This is a genomic window from Stenotrophomonas sp. GD03877 (genome assembly GCF_029840555.1).
Lineage (GTDB): Bacteria > Pseudomonadota > Gammaproteobacteria > Xanthomonadales > Xanthomonadaceae > Stenotrophomonas > Stenotrophomonas geniculata.
On sequence record NZ_JAOCCT010000002.1, the window covers coordinates 238,522 to 251,044 of the forward strand.

The 12,523-nt window shown below is 67.2% G+C and carries 11 protein-coding genes and 1 tRNA gene; 5 read left to right on the forward strand and 7 right to left on the reverse strand.

Going from position 1 to position 12,523, the window contains the following annotated elements:
* Positions 1 to 6: 6 nt before the first annotated feature.
* Positions 7 to 492, reverse strand: a complete 486-nt coding sequence (locus tag N5D20_RS02355; protein WP_197578344.1) for a hypothetical protein — start codon at positions 490 to 492, stop codon at positions 7 to 9.
* A gap of 160 nt (positions 493 to 652) precedes the next feature.
* On the opposite strand from N5D20_RS02355, the gene N5D20_RS02360 reads away from it, so the two are divergent.
* A complete protein-coding gene (locus N5D20_RS02360; protein WP_197578345.1) occupies positions 653 to 823 on the forward strand; it encodes a hypothetical protein in 171 nt (56 codons plus the stop codon).
* 62 nt (positions 824 to 885) lie between these two features.
* On the opposite strand, the gene N5D20_RS02365 is transcribed toward N5D20_RS02360, so the two are convergent.
* The 4 genes from N5D20_RS02365 to N5D20_RS02380 all read right to left on the reverse strand — a co-directional run bounded on the left by N5D20_RS02365 (position 886) and on the right by N5D20_RS02380 (position 3,942).
* Positions 886 to 961, reverse strand: a tRNA-Ala gene (locus tag N5D20_RS02365).
* 94 nt (positions 962 to 1,055) lie between these two features.
* Positions 1,056 to 1,982, reverse strand: coding sequence for an alpha/beta hydrolase (locus tag N5D20_RS02370; RefSeq protein ID WP_197578346.1), 927 nt, complete (start codon positions 1,980 to 1,982; stop codon positions 1,056 to 1,058).
* Positions 1,972 to 2,865, reverse strand: coding sequence for an alpha/beta hydrolase (locus N5D20_RS02375; RefSeq protein ID WP_197578347.1), 894 nt, complete (start codon positions 2,863 to 2,865; stop codon positions 1,972 to 1,974). The genes N5D20_RS02370 and N5D20_RS02375 overlap by 11 nt, the downstream gene beginning before the upstream one ends.
* A gap of 21 nt (positions 2,866 to 2,886) precedes the next feature.
* Positions 2,887 to 3,942: a sugar phosphate isomerase/epimerase family protein gene (locus N5D20_RS02380; protein WP_197578348.1), complete on the reverse strand. Its 1,056-nt coding sequence runs from the start codon at positions 3,940 to 3,942 to the stop codon at positions 2,887 to 2,889.
* A 101-nt stretch (positions 3,943 to 4,043) separates the two neighbouring features.
* Between N5D20_RS02380 and N5D20_RS02385 the strand changes: the two genes are divergently transcribed.
* Both N5D20_RS02385 and N5D20_RS02390 read left to right on the forward strand, forming a co-directional pair.
* Positions 4,044 to 4,625: a TetR/AcrR family transcriptional regulator gene (locus N5D20_RS02385; protein WP_049437387.1), complete on the forward strand. Its 582-nt coding sequence runs from the start codon at positions 4,044 to 4,046 to the stop codon at positions 4,623 to 4,625.
* A gap of 180 nt (positions 4,626 to 4,805) precedes the next feature.
* Positions 4,806 to 7,136 (forward strand): TonB-dependent receptor, encoded by a 2,331-nt coding sequence (locus N5D20_RS02390; RefSeq protein ID WP_197578349.1) that lies wholly within the window; start codon positions 4,806 to 4,808, stop codon positions 7,134 to 7,136.
* Positions 7,137 to 7,211: 75 nt separating this feature from the next.
* Here the strand turns inward: N5D20_RS02390 and N5D20_RS02395 are convergent, their stop codons facing one another.
* Complete coding sequence (locus tag N5D20_RS02395; RefSeq protein WP_197578350.1) at positions 7,212 to 8,285, reverse strand: hypothetical protein; 1,074 nt, start codon at positions 8,283 to 8,285, stop codon at positions 7,212 to 7,214.
* A 90-nt stretch (positions 8,286 to 8,375) separates the two neighbouring features.
* Entirely contained in the window at positions 8,376 to 9,455 is a 1,080-nt protein-coding gene (rnd, locus tag N5D20_RS02400; protein ID WP_197578351.1) for a ribonuclease D, read from the reverse strand.
* Between the two features lie 84 nt (positions 9,456 to 9,539).
* Between rnd and N5D20_RS02405 the strand changes: the two genes are divergently transcribed.
* Positions 9,540 to 11,426, forward strand: a complete 1,887-nt coding sequence (locus N5D20_RS02405) for a formylglycine-generating enzyme family protein (RefSeq protein ID WP_054172202.1) — start codon at positions 9,540 to 9,542, stop codon at positions 11,424 to 11,426.
* A gap of 89 nt (positions 11,427 to 11,515) precedes the next feature.
* A complete protein-coding gene (locus tag N5D20_RS02410) occupies positions 11,516 to 12,412 on the forward strand; it encodes a M48 family metallopeptidase (protein WP_019336850.1) in 897 nt (298 codons plus the stop codon).
* The last annotated feature ends 111 nt before the right edge of the window (positions 12,413 to 12,523 follow it).

Genomic DNA, 12,523 nt, shown 5'->3' on the forward strand with positions numbered 1-12,523 from the left:
GCGGGGTCACGAGCGTGGCGCGTAGCGGATACCGCTGCTGGCCATGAAGCCTTTCGGATCGAAACGGGCCCAGGCTTCGCCCCAGTCGAACCGGGCGTGGCCGCCGGCCAGCTTGCGACCCAGCGCGGCACCCAGCGTGCGGCGCATGAAGGCGACTTCGGCATCGATCGCGGTCTGGGTCGGCCAACCGTCTTCCAGTGTTGCACCGGGCAGATCGACGCCCATCGTCACCATGTCGAGCTGCTGCCCGTGGAAACACAGGCTGATGCCGGCGGGCGCGCCGCCCAGACGGAGCCGGTGCAGGCTGAGCCAGTGATAGCCGGTGCCGACATCGCGCTCGCCATGCATCAGCGTGGCGAACGCGATGCGCGCCTCGTCCTGCGAGAGGGTGGGGCAGATCAGTGTCGGCAGGTTGCCGAGCTGGATGCTGCCGTCGGTCGCATCGAGGAGCATCGGCAACGTGTGCGCTGCGTGCTGGGCAGGAGAGGGCATGGCATACCGGTGAGCGTGGTGCCCCGGATTCTGGCCGCGCGGGGGCTGCGGCGGCAAGCCAGTCCTGCACATGACGTTGGCGCAGGACTGACCTGCGGCTTACCCGGCAACCTCTAGCGTGGTGGGCAACGAGGGCCCGGCGCCGGCGTGGGAGATTTCGATGAACGAGCGAAGCAAGGGTCAGGACCCGAAGCAGGGCATCCAGGAAAGTCGCCAGGACAGGAAGCAGGACGATGTGGCCAGGCAGCGGCCGGGCCAGCGCGATCAACAGGTGCGTGATACGCATTCGCGCAGTCCGCGGCGCAAGGACGGCGGCGAGGAGCCGGCCTGAGCCGCGGGCGCTGAAAAGAAAAAACCCGCAGATCACGGGGATCTACGGGTTCTTCTGAATAGTGGTGGAGCCAAGGAGGATCGAACTCCTGACCTCGTCATTGCGAACGACGCGCTCTCCCAGCTGAGCTATGGCCCCACGGCAGGCTTTCAGTGTAGCGCTGCCTGCCGGGCTTGCCAAGCGCCGGGCCGGGACGGCGGCAGGCAGGCATCTGCCGCCGCCCTAAACCGGGTCAGCGCAGGGCCTGGCGCAGCAGCGTGCCCGCGCGCTGAACTGCTACGTCGGTGCGGGCACTGACCGCGTGCAGGTGGATGCAGGCATGGATCATCCCTGGCAGCCGCTCCAGCGTGCAGTCGACACCCGCAGCCTGCAGGCGGTGCGCGTACTGTTCGGCCTCGTCACGCAGCGGATCATGCTCGCAGCTGAGCACGGAGGCTGGCGCCAGCCCATGCAGATCCGTTGCATGGGCCGGCGAGGCCAGTGCCGGCGGTGTGGCCGTATCACCGAGATAGGCCTGCCAGCAGCGCTGCATCAGTTCGGCACTGAGGTAGTAGCCACTGGCGTACTGGCGATAGGAATCGCTGCTCATCCCGGCATCCAGTGCCGGGTACAGCAGCAACTGGTGGCATGGTTGCGGCAGGCCGAGATCGCGCAGCAGCAGGCAGCACGCGGCGGCCAGATTGCCGCCGGCGCTGTCGCCGCCGATCGCCAATCGCTGCGCGTCCAGGCCCAGCCGTTCGGCATTGGCCAGCAGCCACGACCAGGCGTCGGCAACGTCATGCAGTGGAACCGGGAACGGGTGTTCCGGCGCCAGCCGGTAGCCCACGGCGACAATCACGCAGCCGCTGGCATTGGCCAGTGCGCGGCAGGGGCCGTCATAGACCGCCAGTGAACACTGGAACCAGCCGCCGCCATGGGCGAACAACAACGCCGGCGCCGGTCCATCGGGCAGCCCTTCCGGTGTGTAAAGGCGCACTTCCAGCAGATGACCGTCGCGTGCGATCACCGCATGTTCGATCACATGCGCAACCGGCTGCGGCGCGCCCTGCAGCTGTGGCAGCGCGCTCTCGCTGATCGCACGCAGCTCGCGCAGGTCGTCCGGCAGCGGATGGGCCGCGACGGCATCGGCGAACTGCTGCAGCGCGGGTTCAAGCTGCATGGCGCGCCTCCTGCAGGAACGGCAGCAGTTGCGCCAGGAACGCCTGCGGCGCTTCTTCCATGATGAAGTGGCCGCAGCCCGGCACGATGCTGCCGCGCACGTTGTCGGCGTGCGGTTGCAGGGTCAGCATCGGCGCATCGGCGGTGGCGTGCTCGGCGCCGATGGCCAGCACCGGCATCGCCAGCCGGCGTTGTGCACGTTCCTTGTTCTGGCGGATGGTTTCCGGAATCGCGCGGTACCAGGCGAAGCCGGCCCGCAGCGCGCCGGGGCGGCTGTAGGCGGCGATGTAGGTGTCGGCAGCCACCGCGTCACGGCGGTACGACCAGCGGTCGAACATGAATTCCAGATAGGCGCGCTCGCGGCCACTGATCAGTGCCTCGGGCAGGTCCGCCACCTGGTTGAACATGAAGTGCCAGAGGAAGATATTGTCGGCCGGCGCAGCGAAGATGCCCGGTTCCGGCGCCAGGCCGGGAATCACCGCTTCGGTGACGGCCAGCTGGCGCACGGCCTGCGGCTGGTCGCTGGCCAGCGCATAGGCAAGCCACATGCCGATGTCATGCCCGACCACCTGGTAACGGTCGTGGCCCAGCGCCTGCATGGTCTGGTGCAGGACGGCGGCGGCGCTGCCGGTGTCGTAGCCGTGGGTGGGGCGGTCGGATTCACCGATGCCCGGCGGATCAACCGCGATGGCTTCGAAACCAGCCTCGGCCAGCGCGTGCAGCACGTGGCGCCAGGCGTACCAGGTCTGCGGCCAGCCGGGAATCAGCAATACGGGTTCACCGTGGCCTGCGGATACGCAATGCACGCGCTGGCCGTCGATGCGCAGGTAATGGTGGCGCAGCGAAGCGTCGCCGGCAGCGCCAGCGGAAAGGGAAGTGGTCATGGGGGAGTGCTCCGTTGGGGCTCAGGCGATGCCGAGCATGTGCTGCATCTGTGCGGTGCTGATCGGTGCACCGGCGAAGTCGTCGAAGATCTTGTCGGTGACCGGAATGATGTGGTCGCGGATGAACGCGGCGCCTTCGCGCGCGCCGGCTTCCTGGTCCTTCAGGCAGCACTCCCATTCCAGCGTCGCCCAACCCTGGTAGTCGTACTGGGCAAGCTTGGAGAAGATGGACTTGAAGTCGACCTGGCCGTCGCCCAGCGAGCGGAAGCGGCCGGCGCGCTCGGTCCAGTCGGCGTAGCCGCCATAGATGCCCTGGCGCCCGCTGGGGCGGAACTCCGCGTCCTTGACATGGAACATGCGGATCAGCGGGTGGTAGATGTCCAGGTACTGCAGGTAGTCGAGCTGCTGCAGCACGAAGTGGCTGGGATCAAACAGGATGCGGCAGCGCTCGTGCTGGCCGACGCGCTCGAAGAAGCGCTCGAAGCTGGTGCCGTCATGCAGGTCTTCGCTGGGGTGGATCTCGTAGCAGAGGTTGATGCCGTTGTCCTCGCAGGTATCGAGGATCAGCCGCCAGCGTCGCGCCAGTTCATCGAAGGCCGCGTCGATCAGGCCCGGCGGGCGCTGCGGGAACGGGAACAGGTAGGGCCAGGCGAACGAGCCGGAGAAGGTGCCCATGTCCTGCAGGCCGAGACGGCGTGACGCGCGCGCGGCCAGGTGCAGCTGCTGCTGCGCCCATTCGCTGCGGGCCTTCGGATTGCCGCGCAGTGCTTCCGGCGCGAAGCCATCGCAGAGTTCATCGTAGGCCGGATGCACGGCCACCAGCTGGCCGAGGATGTGGGTGGTCAGTTCGCTGACCTGCAGGCCGTGCTCGGCGAGGGTGCCGCGAATGTCATCGCAGTAGTCCTGGCTGTCGGCGGCGGTGGCCAGATCGAACAGGCGTGCATCCCACGCGGGAATCTGCAGGGCCTTGAAACCGTGGCCGGCGGCCCACGCGGCAATGCCGGCAAGTGAGTTGAAAGGGGGCTGGTCTCCGGCGAACTGCGCCAGGTGCAGGCTGGGGCCCTTGAGGGTCTGCATGTGTTGCTCCAATTGTTTGTCGGTCGACAAAGAATAGGCGCGACCCTCGCGGTGGTCAACACCCGCGTTACACTGCGCGCCTCACTGGAGCAGGCAGGCAGATGGCAGGGCGACCGCGCGAATTCGACAGGGACCAGGCGTTGCGCAAGGCGATGCTGCTGTTCTGGCAGCACGGCTATGAAGGCACGTCGATGTCGGCACTGGTCGAAACGCTGGGCATCGCGTCGGCGCGCATCTACGCCGCGTTCGGCAGCAAGGAGCAGCTGTTCCGCGAAGCCGTGGCGCTGTACGAAGAGGGCGAGGGCGGTTTCGCGCCGCGCGCGCTGGAGCAGGCAACATTGCGTGAGGCGATCGGTTCGATGCTGCGCGAAGCCGTGCTGACCTACACCCGTCGCGGGCGCCCGCATGGTTGCCTGGTGGTGTCCTCGGCCAGCAGCGTGTCGCCCGATGGCGAAGGCGTGCGGGACTGGCTGGCCAGCCATCGTCGCCAGCGCACGGCGGCGATCATCGCGCGCCTGCAGCAGGCGCAGGCCGAGGGTGAGCTGGCCGACGACGCGGCAGTGCAGGCACTGGGCGATCACTTCGCCACGGTGCTGCATGGCATCTCGGTGCAGGCCCGTGACGGCATCAGCCGCGAGCGCCTGCTGGCGATGGTCGATGTCGCGTTGACCCCGCTGCCCTGAGTCAAGCCTTCAGGGCGTGCGGAATGCCCGGTGACTGTGCCGAAACCGCTTGTTTCGCCGGGTTTGGGTGCGGCGCAACGAAATCGTAACAATTTGGGGGATAATGGCCGCTTGCGCAGTTTCCCTCCTTTTTGCCGCCCGGCCCGCGCAGGCCGCACGGACGCCTCCTCAGAGCATTGCATGCCCTCCCATACCGATTCCCGCCGCCTGTCGGGTCTGTCGTCTTCCCTTGTTTCCTTCCGCCGCCACCCGCTGGCACTGGCCTGTGCCGGCCTGGCCCTGGTCGGCAGCTTCGGTGCCGCCGCGCAGGACAGCGCGCCGACCCCGACCGGCCTGGACACGATCACCGTGACCGCCGAACACCGTGAGCAGAACCTGCAGGAAGTGCCGGTTTCGGTCGGTGTGGTGCAGGGCGAGCGCATGCGCGACTTCACCGCTGGCGGCGACGACACCCTGCTGGCGCTGTCCGGCCGCGTGCCGAGCCTGTATGCGGAAACCACCACCGGTCGCATCTTCCCGCGCTTCTACATCCGTGGCCTGGGCAACATCGACTTCTACCTGGGTGCCTCGCAGCCAGTGTCCATCATCCAGGACGACGTGGTGCTGGAACACGTGGTGCTGAAGTCCAACCCGGTCTATGACGTGGACCAGGTGGAAGTGCTGCGCGGCCCGCAGGGCTCGCTGTTCGGCCGCAACACCACCGCCGGCATCGTCAAGTTCGACACCCTGAAGCCGACCCAGGACTACACCGGCCGCGTCAGCGCCAGCTACGCCACCTACAACAGCGTGTCGATCGACGGCGGCTTCGGCGGCCCGATCAACGACATCGCCTCGTTCCGCGTGTCGGCCCTGTACCAGCACCGCGACGACTACGTCGACAACACCTACAAGGGCCCGAGCGCCGATGGCACGGTCAGCCCGAAGAAGAACGCCATGGGCGGCTTCGATGACCGCAACGTGCGCGCGCAGCTGCTGCTGACCCCGAGCGACCAGTTCTCGATCCTGGCCTCGGCCCACGCCCGCGATTACGAAGGCACCTCGACCCTGTTCCTGCGCGGCGCGCTGACCAAGGGCTCGAACAAGACCGACGTGCCGCGCGACAAGGTTGCCTACGACGAAGCTGACAACAATCCGCAGGCCTACAAGACCTACGGCGGTTCGGTGAAGGCACGTTACGACTTCGGCGCGATCGACTTCACCTCGATCACCGCCTACGAAACAACCTCCGGCTACAGCCGTGGTGACACCGACGGTGGCGCCGCGGCGAACTTCCCGGTGAACGGCGTGCCGAACGGCTACGGCCAGTCGATGGGCCGCATCCGCGACCTGGACCAGTGGACCCAGGAATTCCGCCTGGCCAGCCATGACGACAGCGCCCTGCAGTGGCAGGCCGGTGCGTTCTACTTCAACGGCAGCGACACCACCGACTTCTACCAGCGCGCATGGTTCCTGCAGGGCGCGGCACGCAACCCGAACAACTGGGTGCGCCTGCGCAACAAGAACACCTCGTGGGCCGGTTTCGGCCAGCTGAGCTACGCCTTCACCGACAAGTTCACCGTCACTGCCGGCCTGCGCCAGACCAGGGACGAGAAGCACACCCGTCTGCTGAAGACCGCCGATACCGCCGCCGGCGTGGTCACCTACAAGGGCCGCACCGACGTCAAGATGTCCGACACCACGCCGAGCTGGGATCTGAGCGCGATGTATCAGTTCACCCCGGACGTGAGCGTCTACGCCAAGGTCGCGCGCGGTTTCCGTGGCCCGACCATCCAGGGCCGTTCGGCGGTGTTCAATGCCGACTTCACCACCGCCGATTCCGAGACGATCCTGTCCTGGGAAGCGGGCGTGAAGAGCAGCCTGTGGGACAACCGCCTGCGCCTGAATGCCACCGCGTTCACCTACACCGTCAACGACATCCAGCTCAACGGCAACGATTCGGACGGCAACGGCGTGCTGTTCAACGCCGACAAGGCCAAGGCCTACGGCTTTGAAGCCGACATGGAACTGCGCCCGATCCCGAACCTGACCCTGAGCGCCGGCCTGAGCCTGCTGCACAGCGAGATCAAGGACAAGCGCGTGTACGCGCAGGTCTGCGGCCTCAACGGCCAGGTGGTCTGCACCGTCGGCGACCCGACGATCAAGGTCGGTGCCAACACGTTCGCCCAGATCGACGGCAACCCGCTGCCGAACGCGCCGAAGTACAACGTCAACCTGGCCGCCCGCTACGACTTCCCGGTCAGCGACGCCGGCACCATGTTCGTCTCCACCGACTGGAACAAGCAGGGTTACACCAGCTTCGTGCTGTACGACAGCAAGGAGTTCAACTCCAAGGGTGATTTCGAGGGCGGCCTGAAGATCGGCTACTCGGGCAACTATGGTGCCTACGAAGTGGCGCTGTTCGCGCGCAACATCACCAACGAGAAGAACCTCAAGGGTGTGATCGAGAACTACATGGCCGCGGTTTACAACGAACCGCGCACCGTGGGTGTCTCGTTGAACATGAACTGGTAAGCCTTACCCCGTCGTGTAACGGAAACGGCGCTCATCGAGCGCCGTTTTTCGTTGCTGGCCAGGCATCATCCGTGCTCAAGGCGTGGCGCTGACGCCCTTGCCCAGCCCTGCATCGGACGGCGCACTGGGGCCCAGCACCTGCAGCTGCATCGCCTCCATCCGCTCCAGTACCTTGCGCTGCTTGCCGTTGAGGCCGCGCGAGGTGATTGCGATGTGCTTGCGTGCAGCGTCCAGCGGCGCGGGTTGGTAGTGCACCCTGAAGCGGCGCAGGGCGCATCCCGTCAGCTTGTCGACCGGTGCGCAGTCGTTCGCGTTGAAATCGATATCGCCGTCGGCGGCAACAATGAAGGGGCTGAGCAGGATCTGCCCTTCGCGGGCAGTGAAGCCTAGTGGCGCGTGGGCCTTGGCGATGACCGCCTGGATGCGTACGGCAGGGATGTCTTCAGGGACGATCCTGTCATCCCAGTAGCCTTCGGTCGGGCGCGAGGTTTCGTAGTTCTGGGTGCCCCATGCCACGCAGTTGCCGGAGGCCACATGCACCGAGATGCAGACCTGCTGGGAGTGCTGATCGGTCAGGACGCCGGGTGGTACCCAGACCTTCTTCCAGGAATAGAAACGGTAATCGACGTCGGCCAGGCGGGTGGCGCCGATGTCCTTCGATACTTCGTCCGTGGTCCCTAGCGGCTTCAGCTTGGCCACGCGGGTGTTCAGGCGGTAGTTCTCCGCACCGTTCAGCAGATAGGTGCCCGGCGGAATCAGATGCACCTCGAACACGTCCATCAACACCGTCCGCTGCGGGCCGGTTTCCAGTTCGTTGGTGTTGAACAGCTGCACATAGCCCTGGGAGGGAATGTCCTTGTGCTGGAAGGACACTCGCGTCGAGAACCCGGGTAGGTCGGTCGAGCGGTTGCCCAGATGAAAGCCTGGGACCGGAGAGCCGACGCCTGGCCCGCCGTTGTGCACGGCATACGGGGCCGGCACCAGCACGGCAACCAGACCGTCGCGGGTGGCACCGTCAATGATGTCCACCAGCTTGGCTGTGTTCTCCTTTTCCTGTGCATAGGAAAGCGGTGCTGCCTGCCCAGAGCATGTCAGGCCCAACGTGGTTAGCAGCAGTGCGCAGGCGGTCGCGATCTTGAGGCTCCGCATCGACGTCTCCTTGTCAGTACCGGCAAACCCTAGCACGGCCCCTGCAGGCTTCAGGTGCACGGCGCCGGCGTGGTCCGGCGCCTTGTGCCATCAACGTGCGGGCAGCAACGCCTGCAGCCGCGACTCCAGTTCCTGCTGGCGCCAGCCGGCCAGTGCGGCTGGCCATTGGCGGCGTTCCAGATAGCTTTCCAGATGCTTGCGGGAGGCCAGCACGCCATCCGGCAGGCCCAGCTCGCGGCTGCGTTCGGCCACCGCGTCCTGCAGCTTCTTCACTACCTGCTTGTTGCTGTCGTTGGCGGGCAGTGCCAGCGGTGCCTCGGCCTCATCGGCCAGCGGCGTGGACAGTGCCTGCCAGACCGCGCCTGCCAGCTTGCGCGGTGCCTTCGGGAACTGCTCGAACAGCTTGCCCAGCGCAGTCTCGTCGGCCGGTGGCGTGCGCGCCAGGGTGGCGGCCAGTTCGTTGTCCAGGATCCAGCTTCGCGGGCGGTCGCTGTTGCGTGCCTGCACATCACGCCAGCGCAGCAGGCGCAGCAGGCGGTGCTGTGCGGCGGCGTCGAGGAACTGCGCCGAGCGCATCGCCAGGTGCGGCCAGCGGTCTTCGTCATTGGCAACGCTGGCCAGCAGGCGCTCGCCATCGTCGTGCAGCCACTGCTGGCGGCCGAGCGCCTGCAGCTTGGCATCAATGGCGTCATGCAGCGCGAACAGGTGCTCGACATCGTCGGCGGCATACTGCAGCTGCGACTCGGAAAGCGGGCGGCGCATCCAGTCCGAACGGGTTTCGCCCTTGGCCAGCGCCACGCCGGTGATCTCCGCCACCAGCTTCTGGTAGCCCATGCCGCCGCCGATGCCGGCCAGCGCGGCACCGATCTGGGTGTCGAACAGTGGTCGCGGCAGCACGCCGCACGCCCACTTGAAGGCGACCAGGTCTTCGCTGGCGCTGTGCATCACCTTGGTGATGGATTCATCGGCCAGCCACGGTGCCAGCGCCTCGGTCATGCCGGGAATCAGCGGGTCGATCAGCAGGATGTCCTGCCCGACCGCCATCTGCACCAGGGCCAGCTGCGGCCAGAAGGTGCGTTCACGGATGAATTCGGTGTCCAAGCCGATGCGGGTCGGGCGCTGCTGGAAGTACGCATCCAGCTCGGCGGGGGTGGTGATCCAGGTTGCCACGGTTCAGGGCCTACTACTCGGGTTTGCTCAGGCAGGGGAGAATAGCCTAACGTCGGTGCGCGTCCGTGCCGAAGGAGGCTCCGCTTGCGTTTTCCGTTGTCGTCCGCGCTGTGCACCGCCCTGGCCATGGCCTTGGCAGGCTGCACGCCGTCGCCCCCCACGGCAGCGGACCGGAGTGCCGGGGAGGAGGCGCGCCCGTCCGCGAACGCAGACAGCGACGAGCGCCCGCAGGCCGTGCAGGGCAGCGTGACCATCGCCGGTGAGGATGCCGCCGAGGATGTACAGCAGTGGACGCCGCCGCGGGTGGACCGCCAGGGCCGCAGCCTGGCCCAGTTGCGCCGCGCGGCCGGGCAGGCCTTCACCGAGGGCCGGCTGTATGAGGATGCCGATGCCGCCATCCCGCTGTGGCTGGCGGTACAGGAAGAGGACCCGGATGACCGCCAGGCCCGCCAGGGCCTGCAGCGTGCCCGCCAGCGCCTGCAGCAGCAGGCGGATGCGCTGCTGGTGCGGCCGCTGAAGCAGCGCGAGGCGCTGGCCGAGGCGAGCCGCCAGGCGCTGGTGTTGCTGACCCTGGCGCCCAAGGACGAGAAGGTACGCGCACTGCAGGGTCGGGTGGAGCTTGCCCAGCGGGTGGTCGCTTACAACCGCGCCGGTGAAGAAGACCTGCGCTCGGACCGGATCGGCGAGGACGGGGATGGCGCCATCGGCAACTTCCGCGAGGCGCTGGCACTGGACGAGAACAACAGCCGTGCACGGCAGGGGCTGGCCGCGGCCGAAAGCGGGCTGATCCGTCGTGCCGAGGACGCTGCTCGCACGCGCGATTTCGCCAGCGCGGGCACCTGGCTGGCCGAAGCCAGCAAGGTGCGCGACTCGTCGCCGACCATTGCCGACGCGTTCGAGCGCATCGAGCAGATCCGTGCGGCGGCATTGCTGCAGTTGCGCGATGACGGCCTGCGCGACCTGTCCACGCCGCAGGGCCTGAAGCCGGCACGCGAGAAACTGGCCGAGGCCCTGCGCATCGCCCTGCCGGGAGACGCGGTGGTGGCCCAGCTGCGTGAGCGCATCGACCTGGCCACCCACTACGGCAGCTTCCGCCCGGGACAGGTGTTCAGCGACGCCATGCGTGATGGCGGACGCGGGCCGCAGATGGTGGTGGTGCCGCATGGCGGTTTCCAGATGGGCGCCGGTGATGCCGAACCGGGTTCGAGCGATGCCGAGCGACCATCGCACTATGTGCGCTTTGATCGAGGCTTCGCGATGGCAATCACCGAGGTCACGGTCAGCGATTTCCAGCGCTACGTGAAGGCGACCAATGCGCGCCCCCGGGCGACGCGGCGCGGCCATTCGGTGGTCTATGACGAACGCAGCGGCAATTTCATCCGCCGCAGCGGCGTGGACTGGCGTTCGGATTACGACGGTGGCCGCGCGATGGCCAATTCGCCGGTGATGCACGTCAGCATCCGCGATGCCGAAAACTACGCGGCGTGGTTGTCCGAGCAGACCGGGCGCAGCTACCGGTTGCCCAGTGAAGCAGAGTTCGAGTACGCGCTGCGCGGCGGCAACAGTGGTCGCTACCCCTGGGGCGATGCGGGCACGCCGCCGCCGGGCAGCGGCAATTTCACCGGCAGCAAGGATGTGTCGCCCTCCGGGCGGCATTGGCACAACGCCTTCATCGGTTATGGCGATGGCTGGTGGGGGCCGGCACCGGTAGGGAGTTTCCAGGCCAATGCCTTCGGTCTGCACGACATGGGCGGCAATCTCAGCGAATGGGTGGCCGATTGCTGGCATGCCAGCTACCGGCGCGCGCCCGCCGATGGCGCCGCCTGGTTCAACCCGGGCTGTCGCGCACGGGTGATCCGGGGGGGCAACTGGGCCAATGCGCCGGAGCAGACCCGCGCCGCCTGGCGGCAATCCCAGGACTCGGATACCACCAACGCGCGCATCGGCTTCCGCCTGGTACGCGGCATCTGAACGGCAGCCGGCTTCACCCGTTGCTGGCATCGGCGCACTAAGATTGCGCCGTGCCCGCCGGCCGGCGGGGCCTGCTGGAAGCCGACCCGATGCGCAACGATCCCTTTTCCCGCCCGCCACAAGGCTCGCAGCGCCGCGGCCTGTTCGGCAACATCCGCTGGTGGGTGCTGCTGCTGGCCGCCGGCTACGCGGTCTTCTACTGGTTTTCCAACCGCACGGTGGATCCCTATACCGGTGAGAAGGTGATGATCGACAGCAGCCTGGACGCGCGCCAGGAGACTGCTTTGGGGCTGCAGGCCTACCAGCAGATCCTGTCGCAGGAACGGCCGATGGACCCCAATGCACCGATCGCGCGTGATGTGCGTGACATCGCCCAGCGCCTGATCGCCAAGGTCGATGTGGTGGAGACCGCGCTGGCCCAGGAGCATGGCGTGCAGCCGGCGCATTTCGCGCGGGACTTCCAGTGGGAAGTGAATGTGATCCCCTCCGACCAGGCCAATGCGTTCTGCCTGCCGGGCGGCAAGATGGCGGTCTACACCGGGCTGGTGCCGGTGGCGCGCACCCGCGATGCGATGGCGGTGGTGATGGGGCATGAGATCGCGCATGCGCTGCTGCGCCATGGTGCGCAGCGCATGGCCCAGCAGAAGCTGACCCAGATCGGGCAGGTGGCCGGCGCCGCCAGCGGCATGGATGCGCAGCAGCAACAGATGATGATGTCGGCGATGGGCTACGGTTACCTGTTGCCGTATGCACGCAGCCACGAGACGCAGGCCGACGAAGTGGGCCTGATGCTGGCGGCGGCGGCGTGCTTCGACCCACGCGAGGCGGTGCCGCTGTGGCAGCGCATGGGCCAGGCCAGTGGTGGCCAGTCACCACCGGAGTTTTCCTCGACCCACCCGAACCCGGGCACCCGCATCCAGAACCTGCAGGCGCTGATGCCGAAGGCACTCGAGTACCGGCAGAAGTTCTGCGAGCAGGCAAAGTAGAGGGTGTTCGGCAGGGCTTGCAGCCCTGCACCTGCCGAAGCCAGAGCAACAGCAACCGCCGAAGCAAAGGCTGGCTATCCGTGGGATGGCGGGGTGGGTCCGGTTGCGGGA

Bases quoted from the DNA above. Each gene is read 5' to 3' on its own strand.
- N5D20_RS02355 (WP_197578344.1), bottom strand. From the start codon at position 492: ATGCCCTCTCCTGCCCAGCACGCAGCGCACACGTTGCCGATGCTCCTC.
- N5D20_RS02360 (WP_197578345.1), top strand. From the start codon at position 653: ATGAACGAGCGAAGCAAGGGTCAGGACCCGAAGCAGGGCATCCAGGAA.
- N5D20_RS02370 (WP_197578346.1), bottom strand. From the start codon at position 1,982: ATGCAGCTTGAACCCGCGCTGCAGCAGTTCGCCGATGCCGTCGCGGCC.
- N5D20_RS02375 (WP_197578347.1), bottom strand. From the start codon at position 2,865: ATGACCACTTCCCTTTCCGCTGGCGCTGCCGGCGACGCTTCGCTGCGC.
- N5D20_RS02380 (WP_197578348.1), bottom strand. From the start codon at position 3,942: ATGCAGACCCTCAAGGGCCCCAGCCTGCACCTGGCGCAGTTCGCCGGA.
- N5D20_RS02385 (WP_049437387.1), top strand. From the start codon at position 4,044: ATGGCAGGGCGACCGCGCGAATTCGACAGGGACCAGGCGTTGCGCAAG.
- N5D20_RS02390 (WP_197578349.1), top strand. From the start codon at position 4,806: ATGCCCTCCCATACCGATTCCCGCCGCCTGTCGGGTCTGTCGTCTTCC.
- N5D20_RS02395 (WP_197578350.1), bottom strand. From the start codon at position 8,285: ATGCGGAGCCTCAAGATCGCGACCGCCTGCGCACTGCTGCTAACCACG.
- N5D20_RS02410 (WP_019336850.1), top strand. From the start codon at position 11,516: ATGCGCAACGATCCCTTTTCCCGCCCGCCACAAGGCTCGCAGCGCCGC.